Annotated in this window: 16 protein-coding genes; 13 read left to right on the forward strand and 3 right to left on the reverse strand. The window is 57.7% G+C overall.

Annotated elements, in window-relative coordinates; genetic code table 11:
* The first annotated feature begins 234 nt into the window (after positions 1 to 234).
* The 6 genes from EXR70_19030 to EXR70_19055 all read left to right on the forward strand — a co-directional run bounded on the left by EXR70_19030 (position 235) and on the right by EXR70_19055 (position 6,371).
* On the forward strand, positions 235 to 1,074 hold the full coding sequence (locus EXR70_19030; protein ID MSP40586.1) for a p-hydroxycinnamoyl CoA hydratase/lyase: 840 nt from the start codon (positions 235 to 237) through the stop codon (positions 1,072 to 1,074).
* 143 nt (positions 1,075 to 1,217) lie between these two features.
* Entirely contained in the window at positions 1,218 to 2,378 is a 1,161-nt protein-coding gene (locus tag EXR70_19035; GenBank protein ID MSP40587.1) for an acyl-CoA dehydrogenase, read from the forward strand.
* Between the two features lie 57 nt (positions 2,379 to 2,435).
* Positions 2,436 to 3,644, forward strand: coding sequence for a CoA transferase (locus EXR70_19040; GenBank protein ID MSP40588.1), 1,209 nt, complete (start codon positions 2,436 to 2,438; stop codon positions 3,642 to 3,644).
* 92 nt (positions 3,645 to 3,736) lie between these two features.
* The gene (locus tag EXR70_19045) at positions 3,737 to 4,951 is read left to right on the forward strand and encodes a CoA transferase (GenBank protein MSP40589.1); all 1,215 of its coding nucleotides are present in this window, start codon (positions 3,737 to 3,739) and stop codon (positions 4,949 to 4,951) included.
* Positions 4,952 to 4,991: 40 nt separating this feature from the next.
* The gene (locus EXR70_19050) at positions 4,992 to 5,972 is read left to right on the forward strand and encodes an ABC transporter substrate-binding protein (GenBank protein MSP40590.1); all 981 of its coding nucleotides are present in this window, start codon (positions 4,992 to 4,994) and stop codon (positions 5,970 to 5,972) included.
* 36 nt (positions 5,973 to 6,008) lie between these two features.
* Positions 6,009 to 6,371: a hypothetical protein gene (locus EXR70_19055; protein MSP40591.1), complete on the forward strand. Its 363-nt coding sequence runs from the start codon at positions 6,009 to 6,011 to the stop codon at positions 6,369 to 6,371.
* 280 nt (positions 6,372 to 6,651) lie between these two features.
* Here the strand turns inward: EXR70_19055 and EXR70_19060 are convergent, their stop codons facing one another.
* From EXR70_19060 to EXR70_19070, 3 genes are all read right to left on the reverse strand, one after another.
* Complete coding sequence (locus tag EXR70_19060) at positions 6,652 to 8,142, reverse strand: alpha/beta fold hydrolase (protein ID MSP40592.1); 1,491 nt, start codon at positions 8,140 to 8,142, stop codon at positions 6,652 to 6,654.
* Positions 8,139 to 8,981, reverse strand: coding sequence for an amidohydrolase (locus tag EXR70_19065; GenBank protein MSP40593.1), 843 nt, complete (start codon positions 8,979 to 8,981; stop codon positions 8,139 to 8,141). Before EXR70_19065 ends, EXR70_19060 begins: the two co-directional genes overlap by 4 nt.
* A 145-nt stretch (positions 8,982 to 9,126) precedes the next feature.
* Positions 9,127 to 9,933: a DUF72 domain-containing protein gene (locus EXR70_19070; protein MSP40594.1), complete on the reverse strand. Its 807-nt coding sequence runs from the start codon at positions 9,931 to 9,933 to the stop codon at positions 9,127 to 9,129.
* Between the two features lie 116 nt (positions 9,934 to 10,049).
* On the opposite strand from EXR70_19070, the gene EXR70_19075 reads away from it, so the two are divergent.
* The 7 genes from EXR70_19075 to EXR70_19105 all read left to right on the forward strand — a co-directional run bounded on the left by EXR70_19075 (position 10,050) and on the right by EXR70_19105 (position 20,495).
* Positions 10,050 to 10,523, forward strand: a complete 474-nt coding sequence (locus EXR70_19075; GenBank protein ID MSP40595.1) for a MerR family transcriptional regulator — start codon at positions 10,050 to 10,052, stop codon at positions 10,521 to 10,523.
* Positions 10,524 to 10,527: 4 nt separating this feature from the next.
* Positions 10,528 to 13,098, forward strand: coding sequence for a DNA mismatch repair protein MutS (gene mutS, locus EXR70_19080; protein ID MSP40596.1), 2,571 nt, complete (start codon positions 10,528 to 10,530; stop codon positions 13,096 to 13,098).
* Positions 13,095 to 14,423, forward strand: coding sequence for an N-acetylmuramoyl-L-alanine amidase (locus EXR70_19085; protein MSP40597.1), 1,329 nt, complete (start codon positions 13,095 to 13,097; stop codon positions 14,421 to 14,423). The genes mutS and EXR70_19085 overlap by 4 nt, the downstream gene beginning before the upstream one ends.
* Before the next feature lie 13 nt (positions 14,424 to 14,436).
* Positions 14,437 to 17,154 carry a [protein-PII] uridylyltransferase gene (gene glnD, locus EXR70_19090; GenBank protein MSP40598.1) on the forward strand — a complete coding sequence of 906 codons (2,718 nt, stop codon included), beginning with the start codon at positions 14,437 to 14,439 and terminating at the stop codon, positions 17,152 to 17,154.
* Positions 17,060 to 18,130: a site-specific tyrosine recombinase XerD gene (gene xerD / locus EXR70_19095; GenBank protein ID MSP40599.1), complete on the forward strand. Its 1,071-nt coding sequence runs from the start codon at positions 17,060 to 17,062 to the stop codon at positions 18,128 to 18,130. The genes glnD and xerD overlap by 95 nt, the downstream gene beginning before the upstream one ends.
* Before the next feature lie 65 nt (positions 18,131 to 18,195).
* Positions 18,196 to 19,296 (forward strand): ornithine cyclodeaminase family protein, encoded by a 1,101-nt coding sequence (locus EXR70_19100; GenBank protein MSP40600.1) that lies wholly within the window; start codon positions 18,196 to 18,198, stop codon positions 19,294 to 19,296.
* A 107-nt stretch (positions 19,297 to 19,403) separates the two neighbouring features.
* Positions 19,404 to 20,495: an ornithine cyclodeaminase family protein gene (locus EXR70_19105; protein MSP40601.1), complete on the forward strand. Its 1,092-nt coding sequence runs from the start codon at positions 19,404 to 19,406 to the stop codon at positions 20,493 to 20,495.
* Positions 20,496 to 20,697: the final 202 nt, after the last annotated feature.

Genomic DNA, 20,697 nt, shown 5'->3' on the forward strand with positions numbered 1-20,697 from the left:
GTGCGGCCTCAACCACGGTGATCTCGCTGCGATATACTCGTTGAATTACGTCTAGTCGTTTCTCGTCTTTCATTGTCAGGGTTGTCATCCTTCCACCCTGACATAATTACGTTGCCGTTAACCCCTGACATAATCACCTTGCTACAACAAATGTTTCATGAATCGCTTGACAGATTCCCGGCGGGTCGAATAAGTAAGGATGAATCGTGAAATTAAATAAGGAGGTAACGAAGGATGGCTCTAACATTATGGAAAGAATATAAGACCGTCAAAGTGGAAAAAGAGGATGGCACGACATGGGTGACGCTCAATCGCCCCGAGAAGCGTAACGCCATGAATCCGCAACTGCACTACGACATGCTCGAAGCGTTGACTGAGCTGGAAGTCGACAAGGAAACCCAGGTGCTGGTGCTCACCGGCGCGGGGCCGAGCTGGTGCGCGGGGCAAGACTTGCGCGAATATTTTCGCGGCACCGACAACAATGCATTGGAGCGGCGCAAGGCGAGCTGGGCGTCGCAGGAATGGCGCTGGCGCCGGCTGTTCTGGTTCCCCAAGCCGACCATCGCTATGGTAAACGGCTTTTGCTTTGGCGGCGCCTTCACACCGCTGATCGCTTGCGATTTCGCCATCGCGGCCGAAGATGCCACCTTTGGTTTGAGCGAAGTGAACTGGGGTATTTTCCCCGGCGGATTGGTCAGCCGTGTGCTGGCCGATGCGATGAGTTACCGCGACGCCATGTGGTGTATCATGACTGGCGATCCGTTCGACGGCAAAAAAGCCGCTGAAATGAAGTTGATCAATTACGCTGTGCCGAAAGAAAAGCTCCGCGCCGAGACCATGGCGCTTGCCGATAAGCTGAAAAAGAAAAATCCCGCGGTGTTGCGCGCCGCCAAGGAAGTCTACAAACACTGCCGCACCATGGACTACGGCCAGGCGGAAGAATACATGAGTGCCAAGGGCACCGCGCTGCGTCTCACCGATCCGGAAAAGGGCCGCGAGACCGGCATGGAACAGTTCCTAGACAAGAAGACTTATCGCCCGGGATTGGGCGAATATAACCGGAACGCGAAGTAAGCGTAGAAGTCAGAATTCAGGAGTCAGAATCCAGAAGTTAAGAGAAGAAGTCCGGATCATAGTTCTGGCTTCTGTATTCTGACTTCTGAATTCTGCTTCTGGTTTCTGACTGCTGACTTCTGAATTCTCTTTCGAATCGAACGATGGACTTCAATCTCCCCGAAGAGTTGCAACTGCTCAAAGACACGGTGCGCAAGTTCGTCGACCGTGAGCTGATTCCGCTGGAGCGCGAATGCCGGCCGGAAGGCGAGGATATGCCCGAGCAGTTCATCGCGCCGCTGCAGGAAAAAGCCAAGGCGATCGGTTTGTGGTTGCTCGACGTGCCGGAGGAATATGGCGGCGCGGGGCTCGATCTGATGAGCCGCTGTGTGATCATGGAAGAAGTGGCGCGCACCATCGCGATTCCATTTCGCTATGCGCCGATCTTCGGTCCCGAAGTGCGGCCGGTTTTGTTTCATTGCAACGAAGAGCAGAAAAAACGTTTCTTGCAGCCGGTGATCGATGGCAAAATCAAAGTTTGCTTCGCCCAGACCGAGCCGGATGCCGGGAGCGATCCGGCGGGCATGAAAACCCGCGCGGTCAAAGACGGCGATCACTACATCGTCAACGGCACGAAAAGATTTATCACCGGCGCCAAGAACGCCGACTACGCCCAGGTTATTGCCATCACCGATCCGGTCAAAGGCGCGCGCGGCGGCGTCAGCTGTTTCATGGTGAGCATGAAGGCGCCCGGCGTGACCCTGGAAAAATTGTGGCCGACGATGATGGGCGACACGCCGGGGCAGATTCATTTCGAAAACGTCCGGGTGGCGGCGGCCGATATGATCGGCGGCGAAGGCCAAGGCTTTTCCATCGCGCAAAAATGGATCGAAGAAGGGCGCGTGCGCGGCCATGGCGCGCGGCCGGTGGGTATTGCGTCGCGCGCCCTCGACATGATGATCGAATATTCCAAAGTGCGCACCACCTTCGGCCAACCCTTGTCCAACCGCCAGGCGATTCAGTTCATGATCGCCGACTCGGCGATGGAGCTGCACGCCTGCCGCTTGATGGTTTACGAGTGCGCCTGGCGCCACGACCGCGGCGAAGATATTCGCCAGCTGTCTTATATGACGAAAATTCAATGCGCCGAGATGGCCAGCCGCGTGGTTGATCGGTCGATTCAAGTGCACGGCGGTCTAGGGCTCATGCGCGAACTGCCGTTGGAATGGTGGTACCGCCAAGTGCGCAGCCTGCGTATCACCGAAGGGACGCCGGAAGTTTTACGGTGGCGGCTGGCGGAACATATTATTAGAAATCACAAGTGAGAGAGAAGAATGGGGTGATGGGTCCGGAAAAACCCCAATACTCCAGATAGACTTTCCATGAGCGATAACAACCAAGCAACAAGTCTTCTCTCCGGCTACCGCGTGCTCGACTTGAGTTCGTCCATGGGGTCGTTTTGCGGCAAGGCGCTGCACGATCTCGGCATGGATGTGATCAAGATCGAAGCGCCGGGCGGCGATGCTGGGCGGCTGGAACCGCCCTTCGCCAACGGTCATGCGCATCGCGAAGGCAGCTTGCGCTTCGCTTATCTCAACGGCGGCAAGAAAAGCCTGACACTCGATATCACCAAAGATCGCGGCCGCAAGATATTCTTCGACCTGGTCGCCAAGACCGATATCTTGCTCGAAACTTTCGAGCCTGGCTATTTGGCGGCGCACAATCTCGGCTACGAACAGCTGCTGGAAAAACAGCGCAAGTTGATTTTGGTTTCCCTCAGCGGATTCGGCCAAGATGGTCCCTACGCCCATTACAAAGCGCCGGACATCGTCGGCAGCGCCATGGGCGCGCTGCTCTACATCAGCGGCGATCCCAAGATGACGCCGTGCAATCCGCCGGAGACGCAGGCTTATTATTACGCCAGTTTGATGGCGTGCTACGGTACCATGCTGGCGCTGTGGCAGCGCGAAATGCGCGGCATCGGCGCGTGGATCGATACGTCGATGCAGGCCAGCATGGCGCTGCACGAACATGTGGCTTTTAATTTTTCTTCCGACGGCCGGGTGATGAAGCGCGCCGGCAGCCAGCACCAGCACAACGCGCCGGCGAATTTGTTCCAGTGCAAAAACGGCTGGATCGCGCTGTTCGTTACGCAAACTCATTGGCCGCTGCTGCTCAAAGTCTGGTCGGATCACGATCCGGCGCTGGACGATCCTAAATGGGTCAACAGCAATCTGCGGCGCCAACAGGCGGACTATATCAACTCGGAAGTGACGTCGTTCACCATGCGCTTCAACAAAGAGGATCTCGCCGAGCTGATGCAGAAGCATGGCATCCCCGGTCTGCCGGTGAACTCGCCGTCGGATTTCATGAAGGACCCACATATTCAAGCGCGCGGTTTTTTCAGCCCGGTCACCCATCCGGTGCTCGGCACCTTCGACGCGCCGGGCAACTTTTTCATGGTCGACGGCAAACGCACCGGCCCGTCGCCGGCGCCGTTGGTGGGGCAGCATAATCATGAAGTGCTGTGCGGCGAACTCGGCATGAGCACCGACGATCTTGCGGCGCTGACGGCTGAGGGAGTGATTTGAAGAATTCCAGATTACAAATTCCAGATTCCAGATTGGTTCGGAATGGAAATCTGTAATTTTGAATTTGGAATCTGGAATTTAGAATTGACACCATGTCCACTACCAACGAGATATTGAAGGGCGTCCGCATCCTGGCTTTCACCACCGGCTACGCCGGCCCGTACGCCGGCCGCTTGCTGGCCAATTATGGCGCGGAGGTGATCAAGATCGAGTCGCGTAAAGGTGGCCTGGATACCTTTCGCCATTACGGCCAGCACAAAGACATCGACGAGGCGCCGCGTTTTATCGAGTGCAATCTCGGCGTGCGCTCGCTGTCCATCGATTTGAAAAATCCGATTGGCGTGAAGCTGATTCGCGAGCTTGCCGGCAAATCCGATGCGATCTTGCAGAATTTTCGTCCGAGGGTATTGGATAAATTGGGTTTGGGCGACGACGAGCTGCGCAAAGTTAATCCAAAGCTTGTGATTTTGAAGCTGCCGGGCTTTGGCACGGAAGGGCCTAAGAGCAGCTACGGCACTTGGGGTTTCAACCTCACCGCCTTTTCCGGCATCACCTATCTGTGGAATCATCCCGAACAAGATCGGCCGATCGGCAGTCAGGGCGTTTATCCCGATCATTTGGGATTTGTCTTGGGACCGACCCTGATGATCGCCGCGCTGCTCAACAGCCGGCGCAGCGGCAAAGGCGTGACCATCGACCTGGCGCAGATCGAAGGCACCGCGGCGGTTCTTGGCACGACTTATTTAGAAACTTCGGTGAACGGCAGCGATCCCAAGCCTCAGGGCAATCATTACGCGTTGGCCGCGCCCCACGGCGTCTACCGATGCCAAGGGGAAGATCGCTGGTGCGTGATCTCGGTGCGCGACGATGACGAGTGGCGCGCTTTCTGCCGGGTTATTGGCCGTGGCGAATTAGTCAGCGACGGGCGCTTTACCGATCTGCAACTGCGCTTGAAGAATCGATCAGCATTAGATGAGATTGTTGTGGAATGGACCGGCGCGCGCGCCGCGGAAGAAGTCATGACTCGCTGCCAAACCGCCGGTGTGCCCGCCAGCGTGGTGCAGACCGGCGCCGATTTGCTCAATGACCCCCAGCTGCGCCATCGCAATTATTTTTCGCCGTTTACGGAATCGCTGATCGGCCCCTTCGAAATCCCGCGCAGCGGCTTCATGATTCGCGGCATGGCCGAAGAGCCGCTCCGTTTGCCGGCCCGTTTGGGCGCCGACAACGATGCCATCCTGGGCGGATTGCTAGGCTACGATAGCGCCACCATCGACCAGTGGCGTAAAGATGAAGTGCTGACTTAAGCTCCGCGCCCAGTGAGTGCCGGTCGAGCGCGAGGAGTACATGGGAAAAACTATTGCTCGATGTTCGCTGCTGCTAATTCTCGCTCTGTCGGCGGCCCTCGCTGAAGCCCAAGAAACCGTTAAACTCCGTGCCAGTGTCGTCGCTAAAACCTTCGGCTTCGGTCCCCTTTGGGTGGCCTCGCGGCAAGGGTTTTTCACGCAACAAAAACTCGACGTGGAAGTCTTGCTGATTCGCGGTTCGGATGTGTCGACGCAGGCGTTGGCTGGCGGCTCACTGCAAGTTTCCGGCGCGTCTTCCGACGCGCCCATCGCCGCCTTCGACCGTGGCTTGGACATGATCATCGTCGGCGGGATTATCAACGGCCTGAGTCAGTCGATCATGGCCGGCAAGAATTATAAAACCTACGACGATTTGCGCGGCGCGACGCTCGGCGCCAACAGTTTGACCGCCGGCACCGCCTTCGCGTTTCGCCGCGTGCTCAAAGCCAAGGGCCTCGAATTCAACCGGGATTACAAGCTGATCAACGTCGGCGGCACGCCCCAGGCGTTGGCCGCGCTGGCGTCGGGTCAGATCGCCGCGGCGCCGTTGTCGCTGCCGGTCAATTACGTCGCCGAGGAGCAGGGCTTCAACACCATCGGCCGGTTTATCGATGTGATTCCCCATTACCAGCTGTCGGTTTACTCGGTGCTCCGCCCCTGGGCGGAAAAAAATCGTCCGGTCCTGGTGCGCTTCATGAAAGCGATTGTGTTGGCCTGCCGCTGGATATATAGCAACAAGGACGCGGCGGCGGATCTGCTCGCCAAGGAGATGGGTTTGAAGCGCGACTACGCCCGCAAGGGCTGGGATTTTTACACCGAGAAGGGGCTGTGGCATCCGACGGCGGACGTGACGCTGGATGGGCTCGGCATTGTCGCGCAAATCTACGCCGAGCAGAATCAGCTAAAGAGCGTGCCCAATCCGGCGAAGTTCGTCGACCAGAGTTTTTTGCGTGATGCTTTGAAAGAACTGGCAGCGCGCTAGGCAAGATCATTTTTGAAAGGCAGCGAAGGTGCAGCTATGAGCGGACAATCGGCGGAACGGTTGATGGACATCATCCTGCAGATGAAAATCAATCTCGTGCATATCAACGAAACGCTGTCGCAGCAAAACTTCGAGATCCGCCAGCAGGTCGCCGGCGTCTTTGAAGGGGAGAGCAAATCACTGGAGCGCTGTCTGATGAGCATCGACGACAAACTCAAAGCCTGCGTGGTTTTTGTCGACGACTATCAACGCTTGCACGCCACCCTCAGCAACATGCGCGAAAAACTGATCCAACTCGGCGCCGAGCCTGCCGCGCTGCCGGGAGCTTTGCTGGGCGATGGAGTCGAAGAAGTGATCGCCTGGCGCATGCGCGAACTGCGCGCGCAGGAGAAATTGTAGGAAGTGTAACGTCGCGGCCTAGCTGAAATATATTTTCTCTGCGGTTTTGTGATTAGTTTTCGGAATCAATTCTTTTAACCACGAAAACCACGAAATACACGAAAAGGGATTTTCCGAATTTCGCCCCTTTCGTGTGTTTCGTGGTTAATCTTTTCTGGGCGAATCTTCAAAAAAATTATCTGGGCCTGATCCGATTGTTTGCGCAAACCTAGGTGTTTGCCCTGCGGACGGGCGGACACGCGGGTCCGCCCCTACGGCGGATGGTTGTGCCATTATTTTTTTAGTTGAGTTGCACTGGTAGTTCGGTGACAAAGGGTGGCCGGCGCTGGCGCGCTGCGCAGCTCGCGTCGACGGCATTGGCTTCGCCGCGGGAGATGAATACCGCGATCATGCTGCGCGCGCATTCAGATGTGTAGCTGTGCGGCGTGTTGCGCAGAATGATTTGGCGCGCGTTGGGAAGAAATTTCATCGCCTCTTTTCCAAGTGACATTGGCGTCGCCGGATCGCTGTCGCCGGAGAGCATCAGGATCGGCGATGTCGAAGCAACAGGCTGGCCAATGTCGGGATCGAGCGCACCGCGCGGCCACGCTTCACAGGCTTGATGGTGGCGTCGGATGCGGTAGTCGCCGAGAAAAGTATTTTGGCTTTCCTGGCCGATCTCCGCTTCGCTGATCGCGGCAACGGACTCGCCGCAGGTAACACTGTAATAAACTCCCGTGGCGATGCCGAAGGCCGACGGCGGGATGAAGGCCGCGGCGATTTTACCGAAGGTGGTCCAGTTGCCGTGCGCCGGGTCATGGATCAGCAGGGGAATCACTCTGGCGCCGCTGTGGCTATGCAGCAGGGCGCGCACGCGCTCAGAGAAAATGGCGCGCGACAGACTTACCGATTGGCGCGCCTTGCGGGTCGGATGTTCGATGTCGATCATGATCGGTCCGCGCTCGAATCCAGCGAGGACTTTGGCAAAGTCGCCGCGCAAATCGGGAAACTTGCCGCGGCAGCTCTCATCATCGTGGCAATCTTCAAAGACGCGCTGCAGCGCCAGCTCCGCCGCCGTCGGGAAGTGGAGCGGCAGTTTTGCTGCGGCTGTCAGCACACCGGCGAGGGCGGCGGCGCGCACGCGCTCGGGATAGCGGCGTAAATATTCGAACGCGGCCAGGGTCCCGTAGGAGACGCCGTATAGGTTGATCTTGTCGTAATTCAGTGCGGCGCGCACTTCTTCCAGATCCGCCACGGCGTTGGCGGTGCCGTAGTGCTTGAGGTCGGCGATTTTATCCAAGCTGTCGCGGCAGGCGCGGATGGTGGACGGTTCTAAAATCTCACCAAAGAAACTTTGTCCTTCGGCGCGCTCCGGTGGCGCCGGGCAGGCGAGGCGATGAGATTCGCCGGTGCCGCGCAAATCGACGAAGACCACATCGCGCTCGCGCCGCAACTCGGCGAACAGCGCAGCATTGTTAGCGATGCTGCCGGCGCCTTGTCCCGGTCCGCCGGCGAGAAAAAATATCGCATCGGTTTTTGATTCCGCATCGGTGGCGGGGAGAATGACGATGTTAAGTGGGATGGTTCGACCGGACTGCGCGGTGCGGTCTTCGTAGACGGAATATTTAGCGCACAGTGCGGCGCGTTCGAGACGCGCTGCGTTGCAAGGCTTCAGCTCGATTCCGCTTGGGCGATTGCTCGCGATTCTTGTCGGTGTGAGCGCGGTACAACTTGGATTGAGAAATAAAATCGCACCGAATAGTAAAAGTGTCGGCAGGTTGAGGTGAATCATTCGCTCGGCAGCGGCCAACGCAGCCAGGCTGCCAGCGCCTTGCCCATGATCCACTCTTTGTCGGAGTTGCTGAGGAAGTCCAGCGCTTCGGTGAACAGCGTGACGTTTTGCCGATAGGTGCAGGGCGACTGAGAAAGATCGGTGCCCCAAAATATTCTTTCAGGTCCGAAGGCGTCGACGACACGGCGAATTTGCCGATGCAATGTTGGATAGGGATAAGACTCGGCGACGTAACAAGGCAGACAGGTAACTTTGACGCCGACGTTCCTGAAGCGGGCGAACTTGAGTAGCACGTCGACGCCGGGCGCCAAGTCTTTGCCTTTCCACTGCACGTTGAGTCCCATGTGATCGACGATCAGGCGGAGGTTTGGATGGCGCTCGGCGATGACGGCGATTTTCTCCACCGCAAAGGGAGCGAAGACCATCACCGGAATATCGTACCGTTCGCAGCCGGCCCAAAACCAATTCCCGGTGCCGTCGTCGATAAACGAATCGGTGCCGCCGTGGCGAAAGCTGATGCGAAAGCCGAGCATGCCGAGCTGCTGGAGCCAGGTTGCCAATTTATTTTTACCCGCCGGATCGTTGAGCGGAAGTTTGCCCATGATGGCGAAGCGATCAGGATGTTTTTGCGCCGCTTCCAAAGCGTAGTCATTGCGGTAGCCTTCCCATGACGGCGGCACGAGGATCGCGCGATCGACGCCGGCACGAGCCATTTCGTCGAGTAGGCACTCGTAGGTTAGCGGCACCGGACGGTGCGGTTTTGACGCGTCGACGGTGATGTACTGCCGCTCGGGCGTTTCCGGTTTCCATATGTGAACTTGGGCGTCGATGATGGTCATGGCGGCTCCGGCTGCGCTATGGTTTTAAAGAGGGCAAGGCACGCCTTGCTCCTACAAAGGCCGATTCTGTTTTGCGTTCTATGCGGCCAATACTCCGTATCCGAGCAAGAGCCGGTCGCGACCGGCCCCTACGCGGAGGAAGAATTCAGTTTTTCTCCCACAAGTCTTCGAACTGTTTCACCGAGCCTGGCGAAAAGCCGGCATAGTGGTTGTTGAAGAAGGCATAAGTCTTCACACCTTTATCGGTGATCTTTTTTAGCTCCCTGACCCAGACCGACATCTCCGGAGTTTTATCTTCGATCAATTTGTCCCAACGCTGGGTTTTCGCTTCGATCGCTTTGCGGTCGCCGATGAAGCGCACGTAGGTAAAATCGCTAGTGACCAGGTCGAGGGCTTTCGCCAAGGTATCGATGGACGGCATCCAGGCTTGGGCGACCAGAGCGAAGGCGACTCGATGGTCGCGCAACAGTTCGAGGAAGTCCCAGCTGATCCAGTTCTTGTTGCGAATCTCCAAGGCGAATTTGAATTCCTTGGGCAGGGTTTTTAGAAACGGCACAAGCAGCTTCTCGAAGGGCGCGCGGGAGGGAAAAACGTTGCGATTGAAATAGGGGAATTGCAGCAGCAATGGGCCGAGGCGGTCGCCGAGGAGCGACATATTATTCAAAAACGTCGTGAACTCCTGTTGGCAGTCCTTGAGCACTTTCTGATGGGTGATAGTTCCCGGTATTTTCGCCGTGAAGATGAAACCTGGCGGGGTCTTTTCTCTCCAGTTGGCGACGACATGCGGCGACGGAATGCTGTAGTAGGTCGAGTCGATTTCGACAGCGGAAAATTTTTGGGAGTAGGCTTCGATGAATTGCCCCGGCTTCAAGTTGGGCGGGTAAAAGCTGCCAAGCCAGTCGCTGCTCGACCAACTCGAAGTGCCGACCAAAAGGTTCGCGGGAAAACTCATGACCTTTAATCACCATATCCAGGATCATCGGTCAATAGAAGTTTCCTTGACTTTGCGCCATCATCCGTCTACCTTTTTGGAAACATCAGTGTTTTCATCCCTTCCGTCAAGTATTCATGGACGCTTACGACAGTAAAACCGCCAGCAGCATCGTCGGCGTCAGCCTGCGCCAGCTGCAATATTGGGATGAGCGCGATTTCATCCGGCCGTCGGTGAAGTTGGCCGATGGACGCGGCACCAAGCGGCTCTATTCGTTTCACGATTTGATTTGTCTCAAAGTCATCAAAGATTTGGCACACCATGGCTTTGCGCTGCAAAAGATCCGGCGCTGCTTAAAGCCGCTCAAAGACAACTCGGCGCACACCCAGCGGCCCGCCGAGTCGCTGAAATATCTAACCGACGGCGAAGAGCTGTTCGTCATCACCAACGACCGGCGCAAGATTCTCGACGTCATGGAGCGCCAGTTCGTCGTCTCGTTGGGCATCGGCAGTCTGGTGCGCGAGCTCGACGGCCGAGTGAAACGGGTGGCGCTCGATTTGGGCCGCAAACGGTTACGTAAGATGGCCGACAAACGGAGCGGATCGGCATAAGAAAATGGACCCGACCAAAGTCACGCCGATGATGCAGCAGTATTTGCAAATCAAGGAGCGCTACCAAGACGCCATCCTGTTTTTTCGTCTCGGCGATTTTTACGAAATGTTTTTCGAAGACGCCCACACGGCGTCGAAGATTCTCGACATCGCGCTGACCTCGCGCCACAAGAGCGACGACGGCGGCGTGCCGCTGTGCGGCGTGCCCTATCATTCCGTCGAGCCTTATATTCAAAAATTATTGGACGCCGGCCACAAGGTTGCGGTCTGCGAGCAGGTCGAAGATCCGGCGTTAGCCAAGGGCGTCGTCAAACGCGAAGTGGTGCGCGTGATCACACCGGGCACGGTGACCGCGGTGGAAGCGCTCGATGCGCGGGGCAACAATTTTCTCGCCGCGGTGTCCAAGGGTAGTGAAAAATTCGGCCTGGCGCTGACTGACATTACCACCGGCGAGTTTCGCTTTACTGAAGTCGCCGACGAGCCGGCGCTGCTCGATGAATTGGGGCGCATTCGCCCCAGCGAAATTTTGCTGGGCCAGCGAGATGCTCGCTTGAGCGAGCGGCTCTACAAAGAATATCCATGGATTCATTTTAGCACCGTGGCCGACGAGTTGTTTTCCGATTCGGCCGGCGCGCGGGTCGTTGACGGCTCCAACGGCTACCCCGACGGCATTCACGCGGCGTCGGCGATCCTTGCTTACTTAGAAGGCAACGCGCCCGATTCCGTCAAGCTGTTGCGCGATCTCGAACCCTACGCGGTGGCCAATTATTTAGTCTTGGACGACGCCACGCGGTTGAATTTGGAGTTGGTCAGCAACTATCAAGGTGAGCGCAAAGGCTCGCTTCTGGCGCTGCTCGATCGCACCCAGACCGCGCTGGGCGCGCGCCGCTTGCGCCAATGGTTATTGTACCCGTTGCTCGACGAGCGGGCGATTCGTGAGCGCTACGACGGCGTCGAAGAATTGGTCGAAAGTTTTTCCCTGCGCCAGGATTTACGCCTCGGTTTAGAAAAAATTCAAGATCTTGAACGGCTTGCCGGTCGAGTCTTGTCGGGCACGGCGTCGCCCAAGGATTTAGTCGCGATCAAGCTGACGTTAAGCGGCGTCACCGCCCTGCGCGCTTCGCTGCAGGCGGTGGAAGGGGAAGTGCTCAGCCGCGCCCGCGCCGATTTGGCCGATTTGCCGGAAGTGACTGACCTGATCGAGCGGGCGATTGTCGACGAGCCGCCCTTCGCACTCAAAGATGGCGGCTATATCCGCGCCGGCTTCGACGCCGAGTTGGACGAGATCCGCGGCATCCGCGCCCACGCCAAAGATTGGATGGCGCAGTTCGAAGCTGGCGAGCGCAAGCGCACCGGCATTCATACGCTCAAGGTGCGCTACAACCGAGTGTTCGGTTACTACATCGAGGTCACCAGTTCGCATTTGAAGTCGGTGCCCGACGACTATCTGCGCAAGCAGACACTGGCCAACGGCGAGCGCTACATCACTCCCGAACTCAAAGAGTACGAAGCCAAGGTGCTCAACGCCGAGAGCTTGATGGAAAAGTTGGAGGCGGCGTTGCTCCTGCGGGTGCGCGCCCAAGTGGCGGCGCATTATCCGGCGCTCAAATCCATCGCCAATGCCGTGGCCGTGCTCGATGTCTTGGTGGCCCTGGCGGAAGTCGCCGAAGCGTTGCGTTTCATCCGGCCGCAGATCGATGCCACTGTCGGCTTGACGATCCGCGAGGGGCGCCATCCGGTGGTGGAGAACGCGGTGGGGCGGGGCGCCTTCGTCGCCAACGATTGCGCGATCGATCCCGATGAACAACAGCTGATTCTCCTAACCGGGCCGAACATGGCCGGCAAGTCGACCTACATGCGTCAAGTCGCGTTGATCGCGATTCTTGCCCAGATGGGCAGCTTCGTGCCCGCGGCGGAAGCGCGCATCGGCATCGTCGATCGCATCTTTACACGCATCGGCGCCGCCGACTCCTTGGCCCGCGGCGAGTCGACATTCATGGTGGAGATGAAAGAGACCGCGAATATTTTGCACCACGCGACGGCGCGCAGTTTGATTCTGCTCGACGAAGTGGGACGCGGCACCAGCACCTTCGACGGTATTTCGATCGCCTGGGCGGTGGCCGAGTCGCTGCACGACGCGCCGGCCCGGCCGCGCACGTTGTTCGCGACCCATTATCACGAGCTGACCGAGCTTTGCGAAACCAAAGAGCGCATCAAAAATTTCAATTTTGCGGTGAAGGAATGGCGCGGCGAAATTATTTTTCTCCGCAACTTGATCGCCGGCGCGGCTAGCCACAGCTACGGCATTCACGTCGCGCGTTTGGCCGGCATGCCTTCGGGCGTGATCGAACGGGCCAAGGAAATTCTCAGCCAGTTGGAAGGCAGCCAAAACGGCCGCGCCGAAGGATTTAGCGCGCGCTCGCAAATAAGCGGCGAACCCCCCATGCAGTTGGGACTTTTCAGCGCGGCGGAAAATTGCCTGCGCGATCGATTGAGCAACCTCGACGTGAACAGCCTGACACCTTTGGATGCGCTCAATCTGCTGCATCAACTTAGCGAGCAGGCGAAAAAATGATCGGATATCGAGTGGGAATTAGAATGAAAGTAAATGCAATGCCGCTTGCCGTGGGATTGTGCGCCGTTGTGTTGGCCGCACCCGGAACGCTCTACGCTCAGACGCAGAAAGGCGATGCGCCGCAAAGCGTCGAGCCGGAGCAGCGCGTGGCGCCCGCGCCTGCCAATGCGCCAAGCGATAAGGCGCGGGTCACCGGCGTGCGTTTCCTATCGTCGCCGGCCTACACCCGGGTGATGTTGGATCTGTCCCAGGAAGCCAAGTACGAAATTCGCCAGTTGAAAGAGGACGCCGCTAAGGGAGTGCCGCCGCGCATTTACATCGATATCGCCGGAGCGCGCTTGGCGCTGACGGCGAAAGAAGCGGTGCCGGTGGAGGATGGTCTGCTCAAGCAAATTCGCATCGGCCAGTATAGCGCCGATGTGGTGCGCGTGGTGCTCGACATGCAGAGTCTGCGCGGCCACAACGCATTCATTCTGCCAGATCCCTATCGCTTGGTCGTCGACTTGCAGGGCGTGCAGCCGGCCAAGACGCCGGCGGAAACCAAGCCAATAGAAGTTCCGGTCAAGAAGCCGGCGGTGAAACGGGGCGCGGCGAGCAAGGAAGACAAGAAGCCGGCACCGGCTGCGGCGGCGCCGAGCGGCATTCGCAAGATCGTCTTGGATCCCGGCCACGGCGGCAAAGATCCCGGCGCCATCGGCGTCGGCGGCAGCGCGGAAAAAGATATCGTCTTGGCCATCGCAAAAAAATTGGCCGCCAAATTGCAAAAAGAGCTGGGCGTTCAAGTGGTCTTGACGCGTAAGAGCGACCGCTTCGTCGCGCTGGAAAACCGCACCGCTATTGCCAACGCCGAGGACGCCGATTTATTCATTTCACTGCATATGAACGCCAGCGTCAACGGCGAGGCCCACGGCATTGAAACCTATTATCTCGACAACACCAGCGACGAGGCCGCGCTACGGCTCGCCGCGCGGGAAAACGGCACGTCGCGGAAAAACGTTTCCGATTTGCAATTCATCTTGAGTGATATGACTCAGAACATGAAGCTCGAGGATTCGATTTCTTTGGCCCACCGGCTGCAAAAGTCGGCGGTCAGCGGCATGGCCAAGCCGCTCGGCGAGGTGAAAGACCTCGGAGTCAAAAAGGCCTTGTTCTACGTGCTCGTCGGCGCGCGCATGCCGAGTGTGTTAGTGGAAATGGGCTTTGTCACCCATCGTAACGAAGGCCGAATCATGAGCCAAGCGAGCGCCCAGGACGTTATGGTCGAAGCGCTCATGCGCGGCATTCAAGAGTACGCGCAAGCTATTATGATCGCCCGGACACTATGAAAAATTATTATTTATGGATGCAGTAGCAATATCTCTCGCGTTGTTAAACGAAACACAGGTCGAGCCCGACTTGAAGGGCTTGGCCAAAAGCTACATCGGCCGCGGCCGCGCGGTGTTGTTCCAACGCCACCGCCAGGGGGCGGGTGGCCTGGAGGTGGCGGCGGCCTACGCCACGGTGATGGATCATTTGATCCGCCAACTGTTGGGCGCCGTCAGCGGCGATCTGTTGTTCCGTTTCTCCGGTGCGCGGCCGCGCTTCGCCATCGTCGCCCAGGGCGGTTACGGCAGGGGCGAGCTCAATCCTCGATCCGATATTGATTTGCTCATCTTGCATGAACGCAAAGTGACGCCGTTCGTCAAAACTCTCACCGAAAAACTGCTTTACACGCTGTACGATAGCGGCCTGCAAGTAGGCCACGCGACGCGTACCATCGCCGATTGCGTCAGCTTGGGCGCTAGCGACATGAAAATCCGCACGGCGTTGCTCGATGCGCGTTTCTTATGCGGTGATTTTTCCCTCTACGGCGAGTTCGAGAAGACCATCGAAGCCAAATTGCAGAAGAAGGGCATCGACCGTTTCGTGCGCGAGAAGCTCGACGAAAGCCGTCGGCGCCACGAAGATTACGGCGGCTCGGTCTTCCTGCTCGAACCCGAAGTCAAAGAAGGCGAAGGCGGTCTGCGCGATATCCAAACCGCCCAGTGGATCGCCCGCGCCAAGCTCAAGGCCAAGGATTTGGATAGCCTGGCGCTCAAGGGCCTGGTCAGCGCCGCCGACATCGCCAATCTCAAAGCGTCCCAGGAGTATTTGCTCCGAGTGCGTAACGAGCTACATTTCGTCACCGGCAAACATCAAGACCAGTTGACCTTCGAACATCAGGAGAACGTCAGCGTGGCGCTGGGCTACGAAGGCGAAGGCAGTTTGCGCGGCGTCGAAGTGTTCATGCGCGCCTATTATCTCCATGCGGCGCAGATCAGCCGGCTCTCGAGCCTGATCATCCACCGGGTCATCGATTGTGACAAGCCGCGGTTCGCCGATACGTTGGTATTCGGACGCACGTTGCGCGAAGGCGTGCGCATCTCGCGCGGTCATATCAATGTCACCAAGCCGGAAATTCTCCAATCGCGGCCGGAAAATTTGCTGAGCGTCTTTGACGACGCGCAAAAATATAACTGCGAGTTGACTCATGAGTCGCGCGAGCTGCTACGCCAATCCGCGGCGCGGATCGACGACGAGTTTCGCCGCTCGGCTTCGGCCAACGAGCCGTTCTTCAATATTCTCAAGTGGAAAGACGGCGTCTACAAGACGCTGTTGGAAATGCATCGTAGCGGCGTGCTCGGCGCGTTCATTCCCGAGTTTGGCCGGCTTTTGTGCATGGCGCTGCATGACGCCTATCACACCTACACCGTCGACGAGCATTCGCTCATGCTGGTGATGGAAATCGAGAAGCTCAAGGCCGGCGAGTATATCGACGCGTTGCCGTTGCTGACGCAGATCGCCCGGGAAACCGAGAAGATCGAGCTGCTCTATCTGGGCATGATGTTTCACGACATCGGCAAGGGCTTCGGCGGTGGCCATTCCGAGGTCGGCGCGAAAATGGTCCGGCCCATCGCCAAACGCATGCGCCTCAACGCCGACGACGGCGCCATGGTCGAGTTTCTCGTGCGCCATCATTTACTTATGACCCACACGGCGTTTCGCCGCGACTTGGAAGATGAGAAAACCATCTTCGAGTTCGCCAAAACCATGGGCAGCGCGAACAACCTCAAAATGCTTTTCCTGCTCACCTTCGCCGATGTCAAAGCCGTGGGGCCGGAAGTATGGAATCCCTGGAAGGCGTCGCTGTTGGGCGAACTTTACGTCAAGACTCTGAATTTGCTCGAAGAGGCGGAGAAGGGCGAGTTCCAGCGCGAAGATGTGCGCGCGGTGATTCGCCGGGTGCAGACCCGCGCGCGCCGCCAGCTGATCAAGGATTACGACGAAGCCAAAGTTGATCGCTTTATCGACAACATGCCGGATCGCTATTTTATTTCGACGTCGGAAAGCGACATTCCGAGCCACTTCGAGCTGATGGAAAAACTGCGCGGTAAGAAAACCGAAGTTGCGGTGGCCCATTATCCCCAACGGGATTGCACCTCGGTGATGGTGTGTTCTCAGGATCGCCCCGGCCTGTTCGCGTCGATCACCGGAGTTCTAACCGCCCTCAGTCTCGACATTCTCAACGCGCGGATTTTTACCACGGACGACGGGCGGATTCTCGATGTCTTTCGGATCTCCCATCACGGCCGGGCGGAAATCGTCATGGCGGAGCCAAAGTGGACGCGCTTCCGCACTTTGTTAGAACAAGTGCTGGAGGGCAAAACCGACGTGGCTAAACTGGTGGAATCGTCCAAGCGGACGGTCTACTTACGCCGCCACGCGCCCAAGGTTTCCACCGTCGTCAATATCGACAACGAGGTGTCGGACGATTTCACGGTGATCGAAATCTTCACCGAGGACCGTATCGGCGTGTTGTTTACGATTACTTACATCCTCCATCTGCTTGGCTTGTCGATCCATGTGGCGAAGATTTCCACCAATGTCGATCAAGTCGCCGACGTGTTTTACGTCACCGACGAAACGGGAAAAAAAGTGATCGATGGCGAACGCGTCGACAACCTGCGCCAACAGCTATGCCAGACCTTGGCGCCGCAAAGTGAGAGCCGTGAAAGAGTCGCTCAGTCCGTACATTGATTCGTTTCTTTCCATGATCAGCGTGGAAAAGGGTTTGGCGAAAAATACCGTCGAGGCCTATAGCCGCGATCTACGCCGGTTGGCCGAGTTTCTCATCGGGCGGAATATTTTGTCTTGGCTGGAAGTCGACTCGGTACAGCTACGTTCCTATTTGACCCAGTTGCGCGCCGAGGGTTTGAGGCCGCGCAGCGTGGCGCGTCATCGGGTGACGCTCAGCCGGCTTTATCGCTTTCTCGAAATCGAGGGGCTCGTCAGCGAAAGTCCGGTGCCCAAGTTGCTCGCCGCGGCGCCCGCCCGCAAACTGCCGAAAACTTTGTCCAGCGCCGATGTGAAAACGTTGCTCAATCAACCCGATGCCGCGGCGCTGCTCGGCGCCCGTGATCAGGCGATGTTGGAATTGCTTTACGCCAGCGGTTTACGGGTTTCGGAATTAATCACGGTCAAAACCCAGCAGATTAATTTCGACGGCAATTATCTTATCGTCAAAGGCAAGGGCTCGAAGATGCGCGCGGTGCCCTTCGGGCGGTGGGCGCGCCAGAAGTTGTCGAGCTATTTGGCCGACGTGCGGCCGCGCTTGCTCAAAGGCAAGGTCAGTCCGTACCTGTTCACCAACCGCTCGGGAAAGGCGATGAGCCGGCAGGGATTCTGGAAGCTGATTCGGCGCTACGCTTTGAGCGCCGGCATCGATAAACGGGTCACGCCGCACACGTTGCGCCATTCCTTCGCCACCCATCTGCTCGAAGGCGGCGCCGATCTGCGAGCGGTGCAAACCATGCTCGGCCACGCCGATATTTCGACGACGCAGATTTATACCCATGTCGACGGTGCCCGGCTCAAAAAAGTGCACAATCAATTTCATCCGCGCGAACAGCCGCAAATCGCGGCAAAGCTCGTAGGAAAGAGGATCGAAGCTTTCACCACAGAGGGCATGGTAGGGGCGGGTCGCGACCGGCCCTCTTCGGACTCGGAAAATTAACCACACGCTTCGACTGGCTCAGAGCGATCGGCAGCGCTACTAAGGCAAAAAGGAATTGAAGGAAAATGCTATTTCTCAACAATGATGACGTGAAGCAAGTATTGACCATGGAAGTTACGATGAACGCTTTGGACAAGGCGTATCGCGAGCTGGCGCGGGAAGAGGCGGTGTGCCGGCCGCGCATCGACATTCAGATTCCAACCAAAGACTCAGAAAAGATTTATCAGTGGGGCACCATGGAAGGCGGGTCGATGTCGGGCTACTTCGCGATCCGTATGAAGTCGGACGTGATTTATGAGCAGGAGTATCAAGGCGCGATCACCCAGGAAAAATATTGCGTGCGGCCGGGAAACTTCTGTGGCTTGATCATGCTCAACAGCATCGAGAACGGCGAGCCGCTGGCGATGATCAACGACGGTTATTTACAGCACATGCGCGTCGGCGCCGACTCCGGCATCGGCGCTAAATATATGGCTCGCGAAGATGCCACGGTGGTGGGCATGATCGGCTCCGGCGGCATGGCGCGCTCTCATGTCGAATCGTTTTTGCAAGCGCGTAAAATCAAAAAGATCCAAGTCTATAGCCCGACGAAAGCCAATCGCGAAGCCTATGCCAAGGAAATCAGTACGGAGTTTGGTTTGGAAGTCGTGCCGATGAGCCATCCGCGCGATGTCTACAAGGGTGCGCAGATCGTCGCCGGTTGCACCGATTCCGCGGTGCCGATCGTCATTGGGAAATGGTTAGAAGAGGGGACGCATGTCACCTGCGTCGGCGGTAAGCCTGATGACGATACGTTGAAGCGCATCGACGTGTCGTTGCGCCTCGGCAACGCGCCGGCGCCCTGGGGTTTGCCCGAGTTCGGCGTCGCCGACGAATACATTACCTACGCGGCGAAACCGAAGCACAACGGGGCTTTCCAAATGAAGCGTGCCGGCGTCCGCGGTCACGGTGTCATCGCCGAAGAGCGTGCGGTGTTCTTGGCGGATATTCTGAGCGGCGCGAAGCAGGGCCGGAGTTCGGAAAAACAGATCAGCTATTCCGAGCGCGGCAACATTCAAGGCGCGCAGTTCTTCGCCGTGGCTGGAAGAGTTTATGAGCTGGCGAAGGAAAAAGGATTGGGCCGAGAACTGCCCACCGAGTGGTTCTTGCAGGATATTAGAGACTAAAGATTCTTGCTTCCTCTCCCTTTGGGAGAGGATGGAGGTGAGGGCGACCGAATCCGAATTGCCCTCACCCTGCCCCTCTCCCGGTGGGAGAGGGAACCGGAGAGTAGATGCCGCTATTTTTAAACAACGACGAAATCGCCGAGCTGATCACCATGAAAGACACCATGGCGGCGTTGGAGATTCTCTACCGTGAGATGGGCGAAGGCGTGGCGGTGACGGCGCCGCGTTCGGACGTGCACAGCCCGACGGCCGCGGCGCAGAACGCCGAGGGGCCGATGGCGCATTATTTAAAGAGCATGAGCGGTGCGTCGCCTCATTTCGGCACCGCGGCGTTGCGCTTTTCCTCGGACATCGTCGCCTGGCGCGACAGCGGCGGCGGTATGCGGCGGGAGAAATTGCCGATGTTACCGGGGCAACGTTGGATGGGAATCATTCTGCTTTTCAGTTCCGCCAACGGTGAGTTGCTGGCGATCATGAACGATGGCGTGCTGCAGCGCTTTCGTGTCGGCGGCGCGAACGGTGTGTCGACGAAATATCTGGCGCGGCAAAATTCCGAGACCGTCGGCTTGATCGGTTCCGGCTGGCAAGCGGGCACGCAGGTGCTGGCGGTGTGCGAAGCGCGCAGAATCAAAAAGATCAAAGTGTTTAGCCCGACCAAAGCCAACCGGGAAAAATTCGCTAAGGAAATGAGCGCGCAAGCCGGCGTGGAAATCGTCCCGGTGGATTCCTACGAGGCGGCGGCCAAGGATGTCGACATTCTAATCACCTCGACCAATTCGCGAAGGCCGTTTCTTGGCCGATGGGCATTGAGCGAAGGGGTTCATATCAGCGCCATGCAGCGCGATGAGTTCGACGATGAGGCATTGCTAACGTGCAGTCCCCTGATTCTCCACACCCACGCCACCGAGAACAACGTGACTTCGAGCGCGTTGGCTCATTTCGAGCGCGACGATTTTACTTTGCGCGATCATCCGACCGCGCGCGGCATCGATTGGCAGGCGCTGCCGACCTTGGCCGATCTGCTTTGCGGTCGTGTGAAGGGGCGTGAGAGCGACCGGCAGATCACCGGCTTCGTCAACAATCTCGGCATGGGCGCGCAGTTCGCCGCCGTCGGTAAAAAAGTTTACGACGCGGCGCGAGCGAAAGGCGTCGGGCGCGAAGTGCCGGCGGATTGGTTTACCCAGGATGTTCATCCGTAAGATTTCAATCGGGGATGGTACGACTCCTCAACCTGACAGGTGAACTCCGAGATCGTCATACCGGCGAAGGCCGGAAGGTGGATTCACATTTGAAGTGCAACAGGTCACGAGTAAATACCTCAGCCGGGGTTTGGTAGTTAAGACACTTTCTCGGAGTGTGATTATAGCAACGGACCAGCGAGAGCAAGCGCTCATCGGAAAG

The organism is Deltaproteobacteria bacterium (assembly GCA_009692615.1).
Classification (GTDB): Bacteria; Desulfobacterota; Binatia; order UBA9968; family UBA9968; genus DP-20.

Excerpts from the sequence above, each read along its gene's own strand:
- EXR70_19030 (MSP40586.1), top strand. The coding sequence starts at position 235 with ATGGCTCTAACATTATGGAAAGAATATAAGACCGTCAAAGTGGAAAAA.
- EXR70_19035 (MSP40587.1), top strand. The coding sequence starts at position 1,218 with ATGGACTTCAATCTCCCCGAAGAGTTGCAACTGCTCAAAGACACGGTG.
- EXR70_19040 (MSP40588.1), top strand. The coding sequence starts at position 2,436 with ATGAGCGATAACAACCAAGCAACAAGTCTTCTCTCCGGCTACCGCGTG.
- EXR70_19045 (MSP40589.1), top strand. The coding sequence starts at position 3,737 with ATGTCCACTACCAACGAGATATTGAAGGGCGTCCGCATCCTGGCTTTC.
- EXR70_19050 (MSP40590.1), top strand. The coding sequence starts at position 4,992 with ATGGGAAAAACTATTGCTCGATGTTCGCTGCTGCTAATTCTCGCTCTG.
- EXR70_19055 (MSP40591.1), top strand. The coding sequence starts at position 6,009 with ATGAGCGGACAATCGGCGGAACGGTTGATGGACATCATCCTGCAGATG.
- EXR70_19060 (MSP40592.1), bottom strand. The coding sequence starts at position 8,142 with ATGATTCACCTCAACCTGCCGACACTTTTACTATTCGGTGCGATTTTA.
- EXR70_19065 (MSP40593.1), bottom strand. The coding sequence starts at position 8,981 with ATGACCATCATCGACGCCCAAGTTCACATATGGAAACCGGAAACGCCC.
- EXR70_19070 (MSP40594.1), bottom strand. The coding sequence starts at position 9,933 with ATGAGTTTTCCCGCGAACCTTTTGGTCGGCACTTCGAGTTGGTCGAGC.
- EXR70_19075 (MSP40595.1), top strand. The coding sequence starts at position 10,050 with ATGGACGCTTACGACAGTAAAACCGCCAGCAGCATCGTCGGCGTCAGC.
- mutS (MSP40596.1), top strand. The coding sequence starts at position 10,528 with ATGGACCCGACCAAAGTCACGCCGATGATGCAGCAGTATTTGCAAATC.
- EXR70_19085 (MSP40597.1), top strand. The coding sequence starts at position 13,095 with ATGATCGGATATCGAGTGGGAATTAGAATGAAAGTAAATGCAATGCCG.
- glnD (MSP40598.1), top strand. The coding sequence starts at position 14,437 with ATGGATGCAGTAGCAATATCTCTCGCGTTGTTAAACGAAACACAGGTC.
- xerD (MSP40599.1), top strand. The coding sequence starts at position 17,060 with ATGGCGAACGCGTCGACAACCTGCGCCAACAGCTATGCCAGACCTTGG.
- EXR70_19100 (MSP40600.1), top strand. The coding sequence starts at position 18,196 with ATGCTATTTCTCAACAATGATGACGTGAAGCAAGTATTGACCATGGAA.
- EXR70_19105 (MSP40601.1), top strand. The coding sequence starts at position 19,404 with ATGCCGCTATTTTTAAACAACGACGAAATCGCCGAGCTGATCACCATG.